This is a genomic window from Mongoliimonas terrestris (genome assembly GCF_001927285.1).
GTDB classification, from domain to species: Bacteria; Pseudomonadota; Alphaproteobacteria; order Rhizobiales; family Pleomorphomonadaceae; genus Chthonobacter; species Chthonobacter terrestris.
Genome location: NZ_MSIG01000002.1, coordinates 114,048 through 133,647, shown reverse-complemented (window position 1 = coordinate 133,647; position 19,600 = coordinate 114,048). Strand labels below are relative to the sequence as shown.

At 70.2% G+C, this 19,600-nt stretch carries 9 protein-coding genes and 1 tRNA gene; 2 read left to right on the top strand and 8 right to left on the bottom strand.

The features are described from left to right. Positions 1 to 3 precede the first annotated feature (3 nt). Together BUQ68_RS03085 and BUQ68_RS03080 are read right to left on the bottom strand one after the other, a co-directional pair. Positions 4 to 1,920, bottom strand: a complete 1,917-nt coding sequence (locus BUQ68_RS03085) for a CHASE2 domain-containing protein (RefSeq protein ID WP_245293147.1) — start codon at positions 1,918 to 1,920, stop codon at positions 4 to 6. Positions 1,921 to 1,961: 41 nt separating this feature from the next. After that, positions 1,962 to 5,567 carry a TonB-dependent receptor domain-containing protein gene (locus tag BUQ68_RS03080; protein ID WP_075214474.1) on the bottom strand — a complete coding sequence of 1,202 codons (3,606 nt, stop codon included), beginning with the start codon at positions 5,565 to 5,567 and terminating at the stop codon, positions 1,962 to 1,964. Between the two features lie 166 nt (positions 5,568 to 5,733). On the opposite strand from BUQ68_RS03080, the gene BUQ68_RS03075 reads away from it, so the two are divergent. Further along, entirely contained in the window at positions 5,734 to 6,222 is a 489-nt protein-coding gene (locus BUQ68_RS03075; RefSeq protein ID WP_075214473.1) for a Pycsar system effector family protein, read from the top strand. Positions 6,223 to 6,241: 19 nt separating this feature from the next. Here BUQ68_RS03075 and BUQ68_RS03070 read toward each other — a convergent pair whose 3' ends face one another. From BUQ68_RS03070 to BUQ68_RS03055, 4 genes are all read right to left on the bottom strand, one after another. Further along, on the bottom strand, positions 6,242 to 7,615 hold the full coding sequence (locus tag BUQ68_RS03070; RefSeq protein WP_095407263.1) for an aminotransferase class I/II-fold pyridoxal phosphate-dependent enzyme: 1,374 nt from the start codon (positions 7,613 to 7,615) through the stop codon (positions 6,242 to 6,244). After that, positions 7,615 to 15,165 carry a type I polyketide synthase gene (locus tag BUQ68_RS03065; RefSeq protein WP_075214472.1) on the bottom strand — a complete coding sequence of 2,517 codons (7,551 nt, stop codon included), beginning with the start codon at positions 15,163 to 15,165 and terminating at the stop codon, positions 7,615 to 7,617. The genes BUQ68_RS03070 and BUQ68_RS03065 overlap by 1 nt, the downstream gene beginning before the upstream one ends. 294 nt (positions 15,166 to 15,459) lie before the next feature. Beyond that, positions 15,460 to 17,076: a peptide chain release factor 3 gene (locus BUQ68_RS03060; protein WP_075214471.1), complete on the bottom strand. Its 1,617-nt coding sequence runs from the start codon at positions 17,074 to 17,076 to the stop codon at positions 15,460 to 15,462. Positions 17,077 to 17,137: 61 nt separating this feature from the next. Continuing rightward, positions 17,138 to 17,497: a hypothetical protein gene (locus tag BUQ68_RS03055; RefSeq protein WP_075214470.1), complete on the bottom strand. Its 360-nt coding sequence runs from the start codon at positions 17,495 to 17,497 to the stop codon at positions 17,138 to 17,140. Between the two features lie 401 nt (positions 17,498 to 17,898). Between BUQ68_RS03055 and BUQ68_RS03050 the strand changes: the two genes are divergently transcribed. After that, positions 17,899 to 17,972, top strand: a tRNA-Gln gene (locus BUQ68_RS03050). Positions 17,973 to 18,159: 187 nt separating this feature from the next. On the opposite strand, the gene BUQ68_RS23555 is transcribed toward BUQ68_RS03050, so the two are convergent. Continuing rightward, entirely contained in the window at positions 18,160 to 18,936 is a 777-nt protein-coding gene (locus BUQ68_RS23555) for a hypothetical protein (protein ID WP_175577722.1), read from the bottom strand. Between the two features lie 100 nt (positions 18,937 to 19,036). Continuing rightward, a complete protein-coding gene (locus tag BUQ68_RS03045) occupies positions 19,037 to 19,294 on the bottom strand; it encodes a hypothetical protein (protein ID WP_075214469.1) in 258 nt (85 codons plus the stop codon). Positions 19,295 to 19,600: the final 306 nt, after the last annotated feature.

Below are 19,600 nucleotides of genomic sequence, written 5' to 3'. Positions count from 1 at the left end.
GGATCAAGACTTTGCGGCGATCCGTTCAGCCATCCGGCGATAGTAGCCGGCCAGCATCGGCAGCCGCTCCGCCAGGGTGGCGAAGCGCGGATCGTCGCCCGCCAGGCGGTCCTCCACGAGGTCGGCCACCAGCCCCTCGTGCAGCGCCAGGGTCTCCGCGTCGGCGCTCGACCCCGCCGGCAGCGGCGTCGAGACCGGCGCCCGCTCGCTCCGTCCGCGCACGGCGATCCGGTCGAGGGTGATGAGCGGGAACCGCCCCTCCACCCGCGCGCGGGTCTCCGCCCCGAGGACGATCGCCACGCCATAGTCCTTGGACGCCCCCTCCAGCCGGGAGGCGAGGTTCACCGCATCCCCCAGAACCGAATAATCGAACCGGGCGCTGGAGCCCATGTTGCCGACCACGCAGTCGCCGGTGTTCACGCCCACGCCGACCGCGATGGCGGGCAGCGGCGCACCGCCGGGATCGCGCTCCCCGGAGAGCTTTCGATCGAAGGCGGCGGCGGCCTCCACCATGGCAAGGGCGGCTTCCACCGCATGGACCGCGTGGTCCGGATCGTCAAGCGGGGCGTTCCAGAAGGCCATCACGCAGTCGCCGATATACTTGTCGATGGTGCCGCCGCGCTTCAGCACCTCGGCCGAGAGCGGGTCGAGCAACTGGTTGATCAGGCTCGTCAATCGCTCCGGATCGTCCTTCATGCGCTCGGCGATGGAGGTGAAGCCGCGCACGTCGCAGAAGAGGATGGTGAGCGTCCGCCGCTCCCCGCCGAGCTTCAGGGCGGCCGGGTCGCGGGCGAGCCGGTCGACGAGGTCCGGCGCCAGATAGTGCTGGAAGGCCCGCGTCACCATCTGCCGCATGCGCCGCTCGGCCACGAAATCGCGCGCTGCCTGGATGGCGAGGGTCATAAGCGCGGCGATCGCAGGCGCGGCCGGCGAGACCCACACGGACCCGGCCGTCAGGAGCACGCCGCTGGCACCTACGAGGCCGACCGGCACCAGCGCGCCGGCGAGGACCGTCCGCCAGGTCGTGCTTCGAAGCACCATCGCGCCCGCCAACCCGGCCGCCGCCAGCACGAGGGCGAACACGCCGGCCGGCGACAGCGGCGTCACAAGCCGGCCCGAGCGCAGCGCATCGAACAGCGTCGCCTGCACCTCCACGCCGGGCGTCAGCTGGTTGGTGAGGGTGGTGAAGGAGGACGCGAAGGCGTCCGCGCCGCCGTCCTCGGCCGATGCGGCCGACTGCAGGCTGAGCCCGACCAGCACCACCTTGCCGTCGAAAAACCGGGGCGGCAGAAAGCTTTGCGGGTCGAGCGCCTGATAGTAGGAAACGGTCGGCACGGTCCGGGCGGGGCCGAACGGCCGCACCATCGCCCCCGGCGGGATCCGCCCCGCCGTCTCGCCGCCGACCGTCGCGAGCACGCGGGCGAAACTGTCCTCGTAAGGCGGCATCCGGCGGACGGCGCCGTCGCCGTCGAGGAGCACGGAAGCGAGCCCCGCCCGGGCGCCGTTCGCCGTCAGGGCCGGCAGCGGCTCGGTGCGGATCACGCTGGAGGCCTGCGGCGTCTCGATCAGCGTCTCGTCCGCCGCCAGCACCACGTCGGGCCCGAGGGCCGCGGCGAGCCGGTCGTCCTCCGCCGGATCGGCAGACGGTTCGGCGAAGATGAGGTCGAGCCCGATGGCCTTGGCACCCGCCGCCCGGAGCGCCTCCACCAGTTGGCCGTGAAGCGACCGCGGCCAGGGCCACTGGATGCCGACGTCGGAAAACGACGGTTCGTCGATGGCGACGATCACCAGATCGTCCGGCGGGGTGGGCGGCACGAGCGTCACGGCGAGGTCGTAGAGCCGGGCGTCCACCAGCCGCCAGGTGGGTGTGGCGGTGAGAAGGCCGGCGGCGAGGGCGGCGACAGCGGCGGCCGCAGCCACGTCCCTCAGCCGCCGCCCGCCCCGGGCCGCGCCCGCCCCGCTCAAAACCGCACGGCCATGCGGCCGACCACCGTCCGGCCCCAGCCGGGCGTGTCCGGCGCGAGCTCGAAGTCCTCGTCGAGAATGTTGAAGAGCGAGAGGTCGAACTGCACCCGCCGGTCGAACGGCTCCCAGGACAAGGTGGCGTCCACCGTCACGAACGGGTCGAGGTCGGTGCCGGCGAGGTCGCCTTGCCGCTCGCCGACCCAGGTGGTCGAAAGGCTCGCCTTCACCCGCGCCGGATGCACGTAGGTGACGCCGACCTTGGCGGCCGTTTCCGGCACGAAGGGGATGGCGTCGCCAAAGGCCGGGTCGTCCAAGCCGTTGTCCGAACGGGCATAGGCGGCCGTGGCGAAGGCCCCGAACCCGCCGCCGAGCCACACGTTGGCCGTGACGGACACCCGGTCGATGGTGCCGTCGGACAACGCGATCGTGTCGAGCGAGCGGGGAATGGTGAGGCTCACGTCGTCGAGCGACTGGTGCTGGTACTCCACCGAGGTGAAGAAGCGCTCGGTCCACTCCGCGTCCCAGCGCAGGCCGACCGTGGAGACGGCGCCGCCGACGGCGATCGAGGGCTCGTTCGGCTGCAGGCCGACCACGCTCACCGGGCTCAGGGTAACGAGGGTGGGCAGGCTGGTCTCGCGCATGGCGAAGGCCCGGATCGACTGCCCCTCATAGAAGGACCAGCCGGCGCCGATGCGCGGCTCCAGCCGGGCGACGTCGGTGTCCGCGCCGTCGAGGAGCACGCCGAAGAGGGCGGCTTCCACCTCCAGGTCGTCGGTCGGCCGGTAGAGGACGTCGAGGAAGCCGCGGCCGAGACGGTAGGATTCGTCGGTTCGGCTGGCGCCGATGTCGATCGGGTCCGGCAGGTAGAGCGCCCGGGTGAGCTGGCGGGTGGTTTTCAGGATGCCGGCGTCGAAGCCGTAGCGGAGCGTCACCGGGCCGAAGCCGACCGCATGGGCGAGCGAGCCCACGAGGGTGTCGGAGTCCTCGTCCGTGGTGTCGCGGGCGATCACCGTGGTGGGTCCAAGGGCGAGGGTGCCGAACTGGCGGGTCCGCTGTTCGGCAGTGGTGGCCGAAACGGCGGCGGTCAGCACGTTGTGGTGGCCGAAGCTGTGGCTCCAGGCGAACACGCCCTGACCGATCGTGGCGTCGCGGCCGTTGAAGCGGTTGGGGTCCGCGTCCGAGCCGACGAAAGGCGTGTCGCCGTCGGTGAGGATGCCGATCGCGAGCACCCGATCGTCCGGCGTCGGCTGGGCGCCGAGGAAGACCGAGCCGCTGAGCCCGTTGCCGCCCACCGTGGTGGTGTCGTCCGTGTCGTCGTCGATCCGCCGTTCCAGGGTGCCGTAGACGCTGACCGGGAAGGGGTGCTGGGCGAAGCCCTGGATTTCGCCGAATCCGCTGCGGGAGATCGTGTCCGTACCGGCGATGAGGCCCGCGCCGGCGCTCGCCTCCAGGAAGGGCGCCCGGATGATCTGGACCCGCCGCCGCGGCGAGGCGATCGCCAGAGGGTCGAGCGCGAGGCCCTGGGTCAGGGCCGACAGGGCCTTGGCGCCGGCGCCCGGGTCCGGCAGGGCGGCGCCGTAGGTCAGGTCGTCGACGAAGGGGTTGGCGGCGCCGACGATGGCCTCGTCGAAATAGCCGCCCGCCTCGAACGGGTCGAACACGGCGGTGCCGTAGTAGCGGCCCCAGGCGTCGAGGTCGAGCAGGCGGAAGGCCTCGGCGACCGTCGATCCCTCCTCGCGGCTCGCCGCCAGGGACGCGTAGTCGCCGCCCCGGCCGCGTGCGAGGCGCACGGCCTCGCGGGCGTTGCGGATGGCGTCGTCGGCCCGATACTCGTCGAGCGCCAGCTTGGTGGCGAAGGTGGGGGCCAAAGGCTCGAACGGGTCGAGCCGGCCGGCATTCTCCACCGCCTGCAGCGCCGCGTCCCGTTCGCCGGTCTGGTAGGCGGCGGCGGCCAGAAGCAGCAGCGCGCCGGTCTCCGCCGGATTGGCGGTGGAGCCCTTCAGGAGGTTTTCCATGGCAAGCGCGGTCTCGCCGCGCCGAAGGTGATAGTGGCCGAGCGCGGTGTAGGCGACATGGAAGGAGGGGTCGAGCGCCAGCGCCCGGTCGATGGCGGCCTTGGCTTCCTCGAGCCGGTTCTGTTCCAGGTAGATGAGCGCGAGGTTGGCGTGCGGAAGCGCGTCCTCTGGTTCGAGCGCCGATGCCTCCAGATAGGCGGCCTCGGCCTCCCGATAGGCGCCGCGCTCCGCATGGAGCGAGCCGAGCGTGGCGTGGATCGAGCTGCCGCCCGGCTGGAGCGCGCGCGCCGCCAGGAGGTCCGCCTCTGCGCCTTCCAGGTCCCGCTCGAACTCCAGGCGATAGTGGGCCCTGGCCAGGAGGGTCACCGGGTTCTGCGGATCGAGCGCCACGGCACGCTCCACCGCCGCCTTCATCAGGACGCGGTCGCCGTCGAGGAGGGCGAACTGGGCGCGGACGGCCGGCAGCAGCGCCTCGTTCGGAAAACGCGCCTCGGCCTCCGTCAGCCGCCGGATGGCGGCGGGGGTGCCGTTCACGTAGCCGTCGATGTAGGCCTCGGCGAGCGCCGAGTAGGGGCCCCCGCCGCGGATCGCCGGCGGCGGTTCGGCCCGGCTCGGATCGGCGAGCGAGCGGGCGATGTAGCCGCCGTAGGCGGCGACGCCGCGCCGGTCTGGATCGAGCCGGGGGAGGGCGCGGGCGAACAGCCGGGCGGCCTCCGCGTAGCGCGTCCGCGAGCCGAGGACGAGCGCCTCGACGAGGTCCAGCCGCGCGGCGAGCGCGGGGCCGAGCGGCGCCCGACGCGCGGCGGCGACCGCGACGGCGGCCGCCTCCACGCCGTCGAGCGACACCGCGTATTCGGCCGCGCGGACGAGGTCCTCCGGCGTGCGCAGGCTCTCCGGCGTGGCCGCGATGCGGCGCGCGTCGGCGACGATCCCGCGCGAGGGCAGGGCGGTCGCCGGCAGGAAGGTGAAGGCGCCCCGAAGCGTGACGTAGAACTGCATCTGCTCCCGGTCACGGGGGCGGACGAGCACGATCTTGGTCGGCGCCTCGCCGATGGCCGCGGTCGCCGCCTCGCCCTCGCGGACGAGCACGGAGCCCTGCGGATTGAAGAGCTCCACCGCGCCCTCCAGCACGATGAGGGCGGTGCGCCCGTCCGGCCCGACGGTGAGCGACCAGTCGGTGCCGCGCACGGCCGCCGCGGCGGCGGGCGTCTCGACCGTCACGCCGCTGCCGCCCCGGAGCGCCCGGGCCCAGATGGCGCCCTGGCGGAGCTCCAGCCGCGCGTCGCCGCCCGGCTGGACGTCCTTGACGACGAGCGTGGTGTTGCGGCCGACGCGCACCTGGGTGCGGTCGGAAAACAGGATGGCGAGCTGGCCGAGCGCGTTGGTGCGCAAGGTGTCGCCAGTGAGCACCACCTGCGTCGGGTCCACGGACCGCCAGCCCGGCGCGTCCACGAAGGTGATCTCCTCGCCGGTCTTGACGGCGATCACCGCGCCGGCGTTCGGATCCGGCCGCGGAACGACGTCGGCGAGCGCCGACGACGCGGCGACGACGGTCGCCAGAAAAACGCCCCAGTATGTCGCATGCATGATGGATTATGTTCAGTCATCGCCTATAAGTCGGATCAATAGAAGAGGCCCACCAGGGGCTGTCAATTGCTAGGAATCCGGCTTTTCGGGGCACTCGGTCCTCACCGGCGGCGCGGCCGTTCCGGGACGGTCGCGGTGGTGCCTTTCGGTCGAGGGGGCAGGCGGGATGGCGGTGGAAGACGACTATTTCGATCACCTCAAGGAGGTGAACCGGACCTTTTACGATCAGGTCCGGGGGGCCGACCAGAAGGCGGCCTACATCTTCACCTTCATGCTGGCGCTCTTGATCTGGTCGTCGGAAGCCCGCGAGGTGTTCACCGTCCACCGCTATGTGGGCGCGCCGCCGCTGGTGATCGGCCTCTCGGCGATCGCGGCGGTGTCGCTGCTCACCGCCGCCATGGCGGCCATCCTGGTGGTGATGCCGCGCCGGCGGGCGGGCGGTTCGTCGCTCTTCTGGGGCAACTGGGACGCGGTCGCCGGTCCGTTGAAGGAGGCGGAGGCGCGCGGCGACCTCGGCTTCCTCAAGGAGGAGTACCGCACCAACATCACCCATCTGTCGGCCATCTGCCGGACCAAGTACCGGCTGGTCGGCCTCGCCTTCCGGGCGCTCGCCGTGACGCTGGTCGCTCACTTCGCGCTGCTGGCGACGTCCTGAGCGGACGCGCGTCGCCGCCTCAGCGGGCGGCGAGCTGGCGGAGCACCGAGCCGGCGCGGGTGATCTCCTTCAGCTCCGCCGCCGTGATGGCGACGGCCTCGTCGATCTCGGCCGCGGTGTGGATGCTGGTGATGAAGAAGCGCAGGCGCGCGGCCTTCTCCGGCACGGCAGGGTAGATGATCGGCAGGGCGTTGAGGCCGCGCTTGAACACCCGGTCGGCCAGCACCGCCGCCTGGGCGCTGTCGCCGACGATCACCGGCACGACCGCGTAGCCGAGCGAAAGGCCCGTGTCGAGGCCAGCGGCCCGGGCCTTCTCCACGAAGCGCCTGCCGTTGGCGTGGAGCGCCGTCACCCGTTCGGGCTCGGCCTGCATCACCTGCAGCGAGGCAAGGGCCGCCGCCGCGAGCGCGGGCGCAAGGCCCACCGAATAGACGAAGCCGGGCGCCTTCACCTTCAGGTATTCGGTCAGTGCGGCCGACCCGGCCACATAGCCGCCGCAGCCGGAGAGCGTTTTCGACAGGGTGCCCATCCAGATCTCGACGCTTCCCGGATCGACACCCTGCATCTCGTGGATGCCGCGGCCGGTTACGCCGAGGACGCCAAGCGAATGGGCCTCATCCACCATCAGCCAGGCATCGTGGCGGCTTTTCACGTCCACGAATTTCGGCAGGTCCGGGTGGTCGCCGTCCATGGAGTAGAGGCCCTCCACCACGATCAGCACCCGGTCGTACTGGTGCCGCACCTTGGTGAGCACGTCGTCCACGTGGGCGAAGTCGTTGTGCGGGAAGGTCATCCGGGCGGCGCCGGAGAGCCGCGCGCCCTCGGCGACCGAATTGTGGATGAGGGCGTCGAAGAGGATCAGATCCTTCGGCCCCATCAGGGTGCCGATGGTGGTGACGTTGGTGGCGTGACCGCTGACGAAGGTGACGGCCGCCTCGGTGCCATGGACAGCCGCGAGCGCGCGTTCCAGCTCGCCGTGGATGGGCCGTTCGCCCGCCACCACGCGGCTCGCCGACACGGAGGTGCCGTAGCGGTCGATCGCCGCCTTGGCGGCGTCGACCACCGCCGGGTGGCCGTTGAGGCCGAGGTAGTTGTAGGAGGCGAAGTTGATGTAGGGCGCGCCGTCGATCCGGCTGGTGCCGTTGGCAAGGCCGTCGTGCGCGCGGAAGAAGGGGTTCTCGATCCCCATCATCTCGGCCGCCGCCCGCTGGATGCGGAGCTGCTTGTAGTCGTCGAGGGTGGAGAAGTCGAACGCCGGCTTGCGGGCCGGCGCAGCGGCGGGCGCGGCCTGCGCCGCGCGGGGCCGGCGGTTCTGGCTCGCCTGCCGGAGCCCGGCCATCAGGGCGTCCTTGGCCGCGCCGGACATGCCCCCGTAGGATCGCTTCTCGTCCATCAGCCGGTCAGCCTCTTCACGCTCGTCGCCTGCACCTCGATGGCGTTCACCACCGCGGTCAGTTCGTCGTCCAGATCCTCGCCCATGTGGCGGGCGGCGGCGAGTTCGCTGTCGGCGGAGACGTCCTCGCCCTCGGCCGCGCCCGCCTTGTCGACGATGCGCCGGGCGATGTCGCCGAGCGCCGCGCCGTTGGCGAGCGACAGGAGCGGGATGTCGATGCCGAAGCGCTGCTCGGCCGCCATGCGCAGCTCCAGCGCCATCAGGCTGTCCATGCCGATCTCGGTCAGCGGCCGGGCCGGGTCGATGTCCTCCGCCGGCAGGCGCAGGATGCGCGAGATCTCCCCGGCAAGGAGCTCGGTGACGAGCCGCACGGCGGCGGCGTTGTCGAGCCCCTCGATCAGGGTGGCGAGCTGGCCGTCACCGGCGCTCTCGGCCTCCGCGCCCGCGCCGGCCGACGCCACGCGGGTGACGAGCGGTGTCGCCATGATGGCGAGCTCGCGCCGGGCAGCCGCCCAGTCGATCCGCGCGTAGGCGAGCACCGGCTGGTCGAGGCCCGCGTCGAGCGCGAGGCCGAGCCCGCCGAGCGCGGCCTTGGCGGTCAGCGCCTGCTTGCCGAGGCGCATGGAGAGCATGTCGTTCACGTCCGCGTTGCGGGCCAGATAGCCGGCGTCCGCGATGGCGCCCCAGGCGATGGCGAGCGCCGGCAGGCCGGCGGCGCGACGGGCGCGGGCGAGACCTTCCAGGTAGGCGTTGGCGGCCACATAGGGCGCCTGGCCGGGGTTGCCGATGAGGGTGGTGGCCGACGAGTAGAGCACGAAGAGGTCGAGATCGTCCGCCCGCGTCGCCGCGTCGAGGACGGCCGCGCCGGCGATCTTCGGCGCCATGACGGCCCGCATGCGCGCCGCGTCGAGGTTCTGGAAGAGCGCGTCGTCGAGCACCATGGCGGTGTGGAAGACGCCCTTCAGCGGCGGCATCTCGGCCCGGATCCGGGCGAGCAGACGATCGACCGCCGGGCCGCTGGTGACGTCCGTGGCGCTGACGGTCACCGTGGCGCCCGCCGCCTCCATGGCGGCGATCGCCTCCGCGGCGACCGGCGAGACGGCGCCGGACCGGCTGGCGAGCACGATCGACCGCGCCCCGCGGGCCACCAGGGCGCGCGCGGTCTCCACACCGAAGCCGCCGAGGCCGCCCGCCACCAGGTAGGTGCCGTCGCCATTCACGCGTACGGGCTTCACCGTCGCCGGGGTCGGGATGTCCGGCGGCAGCACCAAGATCTTGCCGATATGGCCGGACTGCTGCATCAGCCGGAAGGCCTCGGTGATCCGCTCGGCCGCGAAGGTGCGGTAGGGCAAGGCGGTCAGCACGCCCGCCTCGAACGCCGCCACGAGGTCGCGGAACAGCGCCTCGGTGAGCTTCGGCCGGCGGGTGAGCAGCTGGTCGGCGTCGACGCCGAAATAGGAGAGGTTCTGCCGGAACGGCCGGAGGCCGACGCGGGTGTTGGCGTAGTAGTCGCGCTTGCCGAGCTCGACGAAGCGGCCGAACGGCTTCAGCACCTCCAGCGAACGCTCCATGGCCTCGCCGAAGAGGGAGTTCAGCACCACGTCGACGCCCTTGCCGTCGGTCAGCGCCATCACCTCGTCGGCGAAAGCCAGGGACCGGCTGTCGAGCACGTGCGCCGCACCCAGCATGGCGAGCAGGCGCCGCTTGTCGGGCGATCCGGCCGTTGCGATCACCCGGGCCCCGCGCGACAGGGCGATCTGCAGGGCCGCGAGGCCGACGCCGCCGGCGCCGCCGTGGATGAGGACGGTCTCGCCCTCGTCCAGCCGGGCGAGTTCCACGAGCGCGTACCAGGCGGTGAGAAAGGTCACCGGGATGGTGGCGGCCGCCTCCAGGTCCACCGTGCTCGGCACCGGGGCGAGCGCCTTTTCGGCCACCAGCACGTGGGTGGCGAAGCAGGCGGGCGCGAAGGAGATGACCCGGTCGCCCGGCTTGAAGCGCCGCGCGTCCGGCCCGACGCGGGTGATCACGCCGGAGCATTCCATGCCAAGGGTCGCGCCGGCAAAGCCGTCCTCCAGCGCCTCCTCGGGGAGGAGCCCGAGCGCCCACATGACGTCGCGGAAATTGAGGCCCGCGGCGGCCACCTCGATCTCCACCTCGTCACCGGTCGGCGCCTTGCGGGCGGCCGAATGCCAGACGAGACCGTCCAGCGTGCCCTGGCGCTCGATCGACAGCACACGGCCGACGGGACCCTCGATGGCGGCCGCAAGGGCCGGTTCCACCAACGACGGGCCGGACCGCAGGCGAATGGCGGCGGTGCCCCGCTCGTCGATCAGGATCTCCCGCTCCGGACCCGGATCGGCGATCAGCCGCGCCATCCGGTCGGCCGCCTCGGCCGGCGAGAAGGCGACGGCGAGGTCCACCAGGCGGGTCTCGATATCCGGATATTCGTTGATCACCACCCGGCCGAGGCCCCAGACGGCGGTTTCCACCGGCCGCACCGCGCGTCCGTCGCCGCCCGCGCCGGATCCGCCGGGGGCCAGCACCCAGAGCCGGGCCGGCGGCTTCATGGCGCCGTTGAGGACCCCGTGCAGGGTCATGATCCGCGCCTCGGCGGCGGCGAGCGGATCGCCGGTCGCGGTCGTCACCGACGGCGCGTAGACCAGATCCTTGACCACCGTGCCGGCGATCATGGCGCGGAGGTCGGCGTCCGACCCGGCGTCCGCCGCTTCCACGACCACGCGTCCGTCCGGCATCGGACGAGCGACGCCGACGCGCACCGGGCGACCTTCGCTCGCCACCGTGGCGGCAAGGGCGTCGGCGAGCGCGCGGCTCGCCGGATCCCGGTCGATCAGGATGAGGATCGGATCGAGGGGCGCGGCCGGGGCCGGAACCGTCCGGAGCGGCGCGTGGGCGACGACGATCGTGCCGCGGGTCTGCGCGCTGGCGAGCGGCAGCACGGCCGCGGGCTTGAAACCGAGCGACGACAGCATGGCCCGGTGGCCGTCGGCTGTCCGGCGGGCGCCAACCGGGAAGCGCGGATCCACGCTGTCCTGCCACCACGCCTCGGACTGGCCGAGGGTGACGTCGGCAAAGAGGCTCGGGTCGGCTTCCGCGGCGATCAGGATGGCACCCGAAGAAAGATGCGCGGCGAGCCCCTGGAGGGCCACCGCACCGTCGCTGCGGCCGAGGAGATCGACTGTCGCCACGAGGTCGAACAGGCGGTGCGCGCCGCCCGCGTTGCCGAGGTCCACCGCGTCCACCACCTCCACCACCCCGCCGGTGGCAAGGTCCAGACGGATGCGATCGAGCCGGGTCGGCGAAGGATCGGTGACGACGATGCGGCCCACGTGGTCGAAAGCCGCGAGACGGCGGGCGAGCGCCGGCGATTCCGGCCCGACGAGCAGGACGGAGAGCGCCCGGTCCGCCGGCCAGGCCGCCACCATGTCGAGCGTTGCCGCGGCGACGGCCGTGTTCAGCGGCGCACCGGCCGGGGCGGAGGAGTCCAGATGCTCCTGCAGACCAGCGCCGAGGGGCGACCCGTCGCTCGCAAGACCCGAAGAGAGCCGGCGCGGCAGGTCCGCCTGCAGGCGGACGAGCGCGGTCGCCTCGGCGATCCGCTGCGGATGGGCCGCCACCAGCGTGGCGATCACCGCATCGGCGGCAGGGTAGGGGCTTTCCGCGGACAGGCGGACGTCGACACCCGCGTCCTCCAGGGCGCCGTCCTCGTCGAGGGCGTCGAGCAGGCGGTTAAGGAGCGGAAGCGCCGAAGGGGCGACGCGGCCGCTGGCGACCAGTCCGTCCCGGTCGAGGCGCCCGTCGATGGCGAGCGCCGAGAGGGTCTCGAAGGCGAGCGCCCGGCTGCCGGCGTCGACCAGGAGCGCGCCGTCGTCGAGATCGTCCGCCTCCGCCGCAGCAAGGCCAAGCGCTTCCAGGCGCGCGGCCGGATCCGCCCAAAGGGCGGGCAGGTCAACCGACTCGCCGGGTTCGGGCAGGCGCACCGCCGTGGTGGAGTAGACGAAGTCGTCCGGATCGCTTGCCCGCGTCAGACGAACGGACTTGAAGCGCACGCCGGTGGCGCGGGCGATCACCGTACCGTCATCGGCCACGAGGGTGAACACCGCCTCCACCGACCGGGCCGAGGCCCTCACCACGCGCACCAGCGCGCCTGCCGGAGTGGCGCCGGCCACGAACACGCGCAGGGATCCGATGCGGACCGGCAGGAAGGCGCTCTCGCCGTCCGCGCCGAACGACCGGGTGATGAGGTAGAAGAGGCCGTGGAAGCTGGCGTCGAGCAGGGTCGGGTGCAGCACCATGGCGGCGTCGCCGAGCGCTTCCGCCTGATCCGCCGAGAGCACCACGTGAAGGGCGTCGTCGCCGATCGGCGCCACGGCGGCAGCGCGACGGAAGGCCGGGCCGTAGTCGAGGCCGAAGCGGCGGGTCAGCGTATAGAGCGCCGCGGCGTCGAGGCCGGGTTCGGTCGCGGCCGGGATCGGCTCCGCCGGGGTGGTGGCGACCGGCGGGCGGGCGATGCGGGCGCGCACGTGAAGCGCGAAGTCGTCGCCGCTGAGGCGGCGGCGGCTGGCGATCTCGACCACGTGGTGGTCCGGATCGACCTCGGTGCGCAACTCGACGGGCTCGCCGTCCTCCAGAACCAGCGGACGGAGGATGTCGAGGTCGCGGATCTCGATCGGCCCCTCGCCGAACGTCTCGCGGGCGGCGGCAAGGGCCGCTTCCACGAAGCCGGCGGCCGGAAACACCGTGGACGCCTCGACCTTGTGGTCGGCGAGCCACGGAATCCGGTCCGTGTCGATGCCGGCGATCCACGGGCCGGTCCCGCGCCGCACCCGGAAGCCGAGCAGCGGGTGGTCGTCGCCGTCGCCGAAGATGTCGGCGGCCTCGTCGGTGTGATCGATCCGATAAGGCTGGTTCTGCCAGGGATACCGCGGCAGGTCGACCGAGATGGTGGCCGGAATGCCGAAGAAGCGGGTCTCCTCCACATGGGCGCCGGCCACGAAGGCGCGCGCCACGATGGCGCCGAGCACATCGCTGCCGAGGGTGTCGGCCACGTCGAGGCTCGGGACCGAGACGCCGGGGCGGGTGGCTGCGGCCAGGGTATCGGTCACGTAGGTCTGCAGGACCGGCTTCGGGCCGATCTCCACGAAGACCTTGGCGCCCAGCTCGGACAGCGTCTCCACCGCCTGCCGGAAAAGCACCGGCTGGCGCACGTTCCGCCACCAGTAGTCCGCCCCGAGCGCGGCGCCATCGGCCCGCTGGCCCGTCACGGCGGACACGTAGGGCAGGCGGCACTCGTGCGGCTGCAAGGTGGCGAGCGCGTCGACCAGCGGCTGGCGGATCGGCTCGATCAGGGCGCAGTGGAACGGATAGTCGAGCTTCAGCTTGCGCAGCGCCCAGCGGTTCTTCTTGGCGAGCTTGCCGAAGGCCGCGAGCTGCTCGTTGGTACCCGAGAGGGTGATGGAGCGCGGGCTGTTGTCGGCCGCGACCTCCACGTCGCCGAGGCCCGCCTCGGCGATCGCCTTCTGGGCGTCGGCCGCGGAGGTCAGCAGCGCCGCCATGCCGCCGAGGTGCCGGGTCACTTCCTGCTGTGTCGAGCGCACGTGGATGAGGTAGACCGCCGCCTCCAGCGACAGGGCGCCCGCCGCCCAGGCGGCCGCAACCTCGCCGACCGAGTGACCGGCCACCATGTCGGGCTTCAGGCCGCGCACCGCGAGGGCCTCCACCGTCGCCACCTGGATGGCGAAGAGGAGAGGCTGGGCGACCTCGGTCCGCTCGATGTCGGCTTCCAGATCTTCCGAGTAGAGGGTCGTCAGCAGCGACCAGCCGGCCACCCGCATGAAAAGCCGGGTGACCGTGTCGAAGGCGGTGCGGAAGGCCGCGTCGCCCTGGTAGGCGGCAAGGCCCATGCCGGCCCACTGGGACCCGTTGCCGGAGAACACGAAGGCGACCGGCGCCACGCGGGCCGTCGCGCGGCCTGAGACATGGGCGGTCGACCGTTCGCCGGCGAGCCAGCCGTCGAGGCCGGCGCGCATCTCCTCCGCCGTCGAGCCGAGCACGACCAGCCGGTGGTCCAGGCGGTCGCGGCGGAAGGCGGCGGCGTTGGCGATGCGGGCGACGCCGGACGTGTCGGCGCCTTCGATTTCGGCGCGGTAGGCGGCGGCGAGGGTCTTCAGTGCATCCGGCGACTGGGCGGAGACGACGAGCGGCGCGAGCTTGCCCGGAATGCGCTCGCGCGCCACCTCGTGGGGTGCCGGCTGGCGCAGGACCGCGTGGGCGTTCGCGCCGCCGAAGCCGAACGAGTTGACGCCCACGTGCAGGGGCGCGCCGGTCTCGGCGAGTGGCCGGGCGACGGTGACCACCTCGATGTTGAGGTCGTCGAAGGCGATGTCCGGATTGGGCGTGTTGAAGTGGAGCGAGGGCGGGATGATGCCCTTTTCCAGGATCAGCTGGGCCTTCAGAAGGCCCGCCATGCCGGAGGCCGCCTCCAGGTGGCCGATGTTGGTCTTCACCGAGCCGATCGGCAGCCGGTCGCCGCGCCGCCGCCCGAGGATGGCGCCGAGCGCCTCCGCCTCGGCGGGATCGCCGACGCGGGTGCCGGTGCCGTGCGCCTCGATGTAGGCGAGGGCGGTCGGGTCGATCTCGAAGCGGTCGTAGACGTGGCGAAGCAGCGCCGCCTGCTGGTCGGTCGACGGCAGGGAGAGCCCCACCGTCCGGCCGTCGGAGTTGATGCCGGAGCCGACGAGCACGCCGCGGATCGGATCGCCGGCGGCCCGGGCCGCCTCAACCGTCTTCAGCACGAACGCGACTGCGCCTTCGGAGCGCACATAGCCGTCCCCGTCCGCGTCGAACGCCCGGCAGAGACCGGTCGGCGACAGCATGGACGCGCGCGAGAAGCCCACGAAGGCGAAGGGCGACAGCAGCATGTTGACGCCGCCCACGATGGCGGTGTCGATCCGGCCGGACCGCATCGCCTCCAGCGCTTCGTGCAGCGCCACAACGGAGGACGAACAGGCGGTGTCGACGGTGAAGCTCGGGCCCTTCAGGTCGAAGATGTAGGAGATGCGGTTGGAGACGATCGACAGGGTGTTGCCCGTCATCATCTGGATGTCCATGGCCGACGGATCGACCACGAAGTGGTTGGAATAGTCCACGCTGGATGCGCCCACATAGACGCCAGTCTCGCTGCCGGCGAGCTTGGCGGCGGGCAGGCCCGCGTGCTCCAGCGCCTCCCAGACGACCTGCAGCAGGATGCGCTGCTGCGGATCCATCTGGATCGCCTCGCGCGGGGAGATGCCGAAGAAGGTGGGATCGAAGCCGAACGGATCGTCGAGTTGGCCCGCGCGCCAAGTGTAGCTCTTGCCGGCCTCCTTGCGGTCCCGATGGCCGAATCGGTTCAGCGACCAGCGATCGGGCTGGATCTCGGAGACGACGCAGGCACCGCGTTCCAGGATGGACCAGAAGTCGCCAGCCGTGTCGGCCTGCGGGAGACGGCAGGCATAGCCAACAATCGCAATGTCGCGCAGTACGCTCGTCATGGAACCCCGTTCGGAAGGTATGCCATTCGGTCGACGAACACCCTGCCCGCCGCGACTGGTCCTAAGCTGATCAACCCGGATCGACCAGCGTTCACAAAGCTTCGCCCCCGATCGGATTACGTCCCGCGGCGCCAATCCGCAACCTGTATTGCGGCGCACCCGATGGTGATGCGACGCGGTAGGGTCAGGCGTTCAGAATCCGTCACAGACTCCGGCGGTTCAAGCCACAACGAAGGCTGAGCCTATCGCTTGCCTGCCTTGTGTTGCATTCGAGCCGCAGGCGGGAGAGGGGCCTCAGGCCGCGGTCCGACGGGCCTGGACCTCCTTGACGTCGGTGAACCGGATCTTCGTCCACTTGTCCTTGATGTAGTTGAACGCATAGCCGGATGTGGCCAGAAGGACCGGGTCGAGGTCCACGTCCTCGGCCAGCGACGAGCGGTTGGAGGCGAGGAAGTCCGCCAGATCCTTCTCCGCCCCCGCGACCCAGCGGGCCATGTTGTACTGGCTCGCCTCGAAGCCGACCTGAAGGCCGTATTCCTGGTCGAGCCGGTTCTGCAGCACGTCGAGCTGCAGCGCACCGACGAAGCCGACGAGCGCGGGCGAACCGTCGACCGGGCGGAACACCTGCACGACCCCTTCCTCGGCGAGCTCCTGCAGCGCCTGCTTCAGCTTCTTGGCCTTCATGGCGTCCTCCAGGCGGACGCGGCGCAGGATTTCCGGGGCAAAGCTCGGCACGCCGATGAAGGTCAGATCCTCCCCCTCGGTCAGCGTGTCGCCGATCCGCAAGGTACCGTGGTTCGGGATCCCGACCACGTCGCCCGCATAGGCGGTCTCGGCGAGCTGGCGCTCCTGGGCGAAGAAGAACTGCGGCGTGTGCAGGCCCATGGTCTTGCCCGTGCGGGCGTGGCGCACCTTCATGCCGCGCGTGAGCTTGCCCGAGCAGAGGCGGATGAAGGCGATGCGGTCGCGGTGGTTGGGATCCATGTTCGCCTGGATCTTGAACACGAAGGCCGTCATCCGGTCCTCCTCGGCCTTCACGGTCCGGACGTCCGCGGCCTGATCGCGCGGTGGCGGCGCGAAGGACGCAAGGCCGTCGAGCAGGTCCTTGATGCCGAAGTTGCGCAGCGCCGAGCCCCAGAACACCGGTGTCAGGTGTCCTTCCCGGAAGGCCTTCAGGTCGAACGGCGCAGTCCCCTCGCGGGCAAGGTCGATCTCCTCGCGAAGGCCCGACAGGTGGCGGTCGGCGAGGAGAGCATTGAGGGCGTTGTCGCCGATCTCGTCCGAATGGTCGTCGGACTTGTCGTTCATCAGCCGGGTGCGGGCGGAGCGCAGGTCGTAGGTGCCGATGAAGTCGCGGCCCGAGCCGACCGGCCAGGTGATGGGCGCGGTGTCGAGCGCGAGGGTCTTCTCGATCTCGTCGAGGGTCTCGAACGGGTCGCGCGCCTCGCGGTCAAGCTTGTTGATGAAGGTGACGATCGGGATGTCGCGCATGCGGCAGACCTCGAAGAGCTTGCGCGTGCGCGCCTCGATGCCCTTCGCCGCGTCGATCACCATGACGGCCGAATCGACCGCCGTCAGCGTGCGGTAGGTGTCCTCGGAGAAGTCCTCGTGACCCGGCGTGTCCAACAGATTGAAGACGTTGCCGCCATATTCGAACGTCATGACCGAAGTCACCACCGAGATGCCGCGGTCGCGCTCGATCTTCATCCAGTCCGACCGGGTGCGCCGGTTCTCGCCGCGCGCGCGCACCTGTCCGGCGAGCTGGATGGCACCGCCGAACAGGAGCAGCTTCTCGGTCAGGGTCGTCTTGCCGGCGTCCGGATGTGAGATGATCGCGAAGGTGCGTCGCCGCGCCACCTCGGTGTGCATCGTGTCGGCGGCGCCGGCCGTTACGCTCGTCATGATGTCCATCGTCTCCGAAGTCGGGTTCCGCCGGGCCGATCGCCCGGCGCACCCGTCGGGGCGAGGGCGGTCAGGGCTCCTGGTTGAGGAACACGTGAATGTCGTCGGTCGTCAACAGGGCTGCGAGCTCGACCCGGCCGGCGGCGTCCAGCCGCTGCTCCAGAAGCGATCGGGCGCTGTCGACGCGCCAGACCAGATCGCGCAGCGCCATGATGGCAGTCCGCGTGGTGTGATGGCCGGCACCGCTGCCGCCGACCAGGGTTCGGGCCAAACCAACAAGCGGCGAGTCCTTTGTCAACCGCAAGCCTTCGTCGCCGGAGAGTTCCACGGCGGTGAGGAGGAGGCGAAGGACGCGCAGGAGATCGGTTCCGTGCGGGCCCTCCAGGTGAGGAAGAAGAGAAAGTTGGTCAGGAAAATCGACGCGCGGCATGAATGCGTGTCCCGCAGGTTCGAAACAGAACGAGGATCGTCTCTTGAGGTCGACGCTTTGGTGTTCGTTGGCTCTTCCGGGCAATGGGGTGGAAGAGCGTCTTGGCGCGTGAACGAGACAGCATGATAAGTCCCGGGCAGCCGTTTCGGTACGGCGCGCAGGGACGTTCGGGCGTTTCTTTGAAGCCCTGGGTTAAAGATGGATGAACGCGATCGAACACCCGCCGCCGACCCGCCGGACTGCTGCTCCGGCCATCCCCGTGCCGCTCCCGGCGGCCTGTCGCCGGACCGTCATGAAGCGGCCGATGGTGCGTTGACAGCCAGAAGTCGATGGAGTACCAGAACGGCGCTGCCGGCGAGCCCTGAGGGCTCCACCGGTCCCGGCTACGCCGCGGATCCCGCTGGGGGATAGTTTAATGGTAGAACAGCGGACTCTGACTCCGTTAGTCTTGGTTCGAATCCAGGTCCCCCAGCCAATTCCAATTTCCGATTTAAAATCAATGGCTTACACCTAGGGTGGTTGAAGAGGCCGTAACAGTCAGCCGGGTGTCACGGCTCCAGCGCTTGCTGCTAGGCGATGCGCCGGGCGGGTGGCTCGCCGCACCAACAAGGAAGGGCGCCCGGTGGGGCGCCCTATGCTTTGGCATTGCGTCGTAGCGTTAGTCAGAACATGCCCCACTTGTCGTCCGTGTCGTAGCGGGTGGCGTCGGCCTGGGTGGTAGGCTCGGCGACCGGCTCCGGTGCGGGCTTGGGCTTGGCGGAAGCTGCCTTCTTCGCTGCGCGCTCTTCTTTCTTGACGGCGGCGGCTTCCTCCTTCTTACGGGCGGCTTCCTCCTTCTCAAGCTTGCGCTTAAGATTTGCGGCAGCTCGTTTCTTCTCTTTTGCATGTTCTTTTTCCAGCGTATAAAAAGCTTCCTCCCAATATTGCTCAAATTCTCCGATTGATCCAGAACCTAAACCATCGACATAATTATTTGCTTCCTCAAGCATTTGATCGCTCGGCAGATGCCCAAACATCTTTTTCAGCCTGGATAACGCCAAATTTACTCCACGAACCTCTTCGCCAGCGAGCATTTCTTCAATCTGAACGGATACATCTCTAAGCTTTTCAAGATGCAGCTCGTTTGGAAACTCATCTTGTTCAATCGGTGTATCTAGAATCTTTTCAATCGGTGCATCTAGAACGGCGGTTGCGGTTGCGGCGGCGGGCGGCGCCTCCGGTGACGTTACCAGGGCATTGACGACGGCGGCGCCGATGGAAGCCGGGGCCGGAACGGTGGCGCCCGATACCAGGGCGGCGACCTTCACCAACTCGGCCTTGAGGGACGCAAGCTCGGCCTCCAGGGTGGCGACGCGGCTTTCAAGGTCCGCAACGGTAGTGGTCTTGGCGCGCTGCCTGTCGCGATAGCGCTTCTGCTTCTCGGCCGGTGTCAGTGGCATGGCTTGCTTCCTTGGTAACGGTTATCACGTTACCGTCTTGTATGCGCTGCGCATGTGGTGGTCAACCCGGTAACGGGACTTTCGTTACCGGGTCGTCCCCTTAGTGGCTGTCGCCCTCCAGGGCGTCGCGCTGGGTCTGGAGAAGCCGCGTGATGCTGTCGGGCAGCGGGGGCCGGAAGGGCTTGGCCGAGACCAGACAAGCGGTGGTGCCGGTAAAGCCAAGCGTCGCCACCACGGCGCCGAAGGTGTCGTGCGTGCCGGTAGTGATCCAGAAGCCGTTGCTCCGAAGCTGCGTCATCTGAGAGAGGCCGGCGAGAACATCGGTCAGTTCGGATACGGTAATCAGTGCGGTGTGCATGGTGTGCCCCCATGGTTGGAACAGTTCCTGGATAGACTGCGTTCGGGTGATTTGGCAAGCGCTTAGGTTGTAAGTCAGTATTGACTGAATCGTTAACGTGTAGGGTTGGGGTGAAGGTCTGTGCGTGGCGCCGGATAAGCGTTGATGGTGCAGGTTTTGATTTAGAAGACTGTAGGCGGGCGTTCGGCTTTGCTGCGGTATTGGTGGCCGGGGAAGGCTTGCGGGCGCGGGCGGGCTTCTGTGTGGATTTGGCGAGCACGTCGGCGCGGACTGCCTCCCAAAGGTCGCGGCCACGGCGGCGGGCGT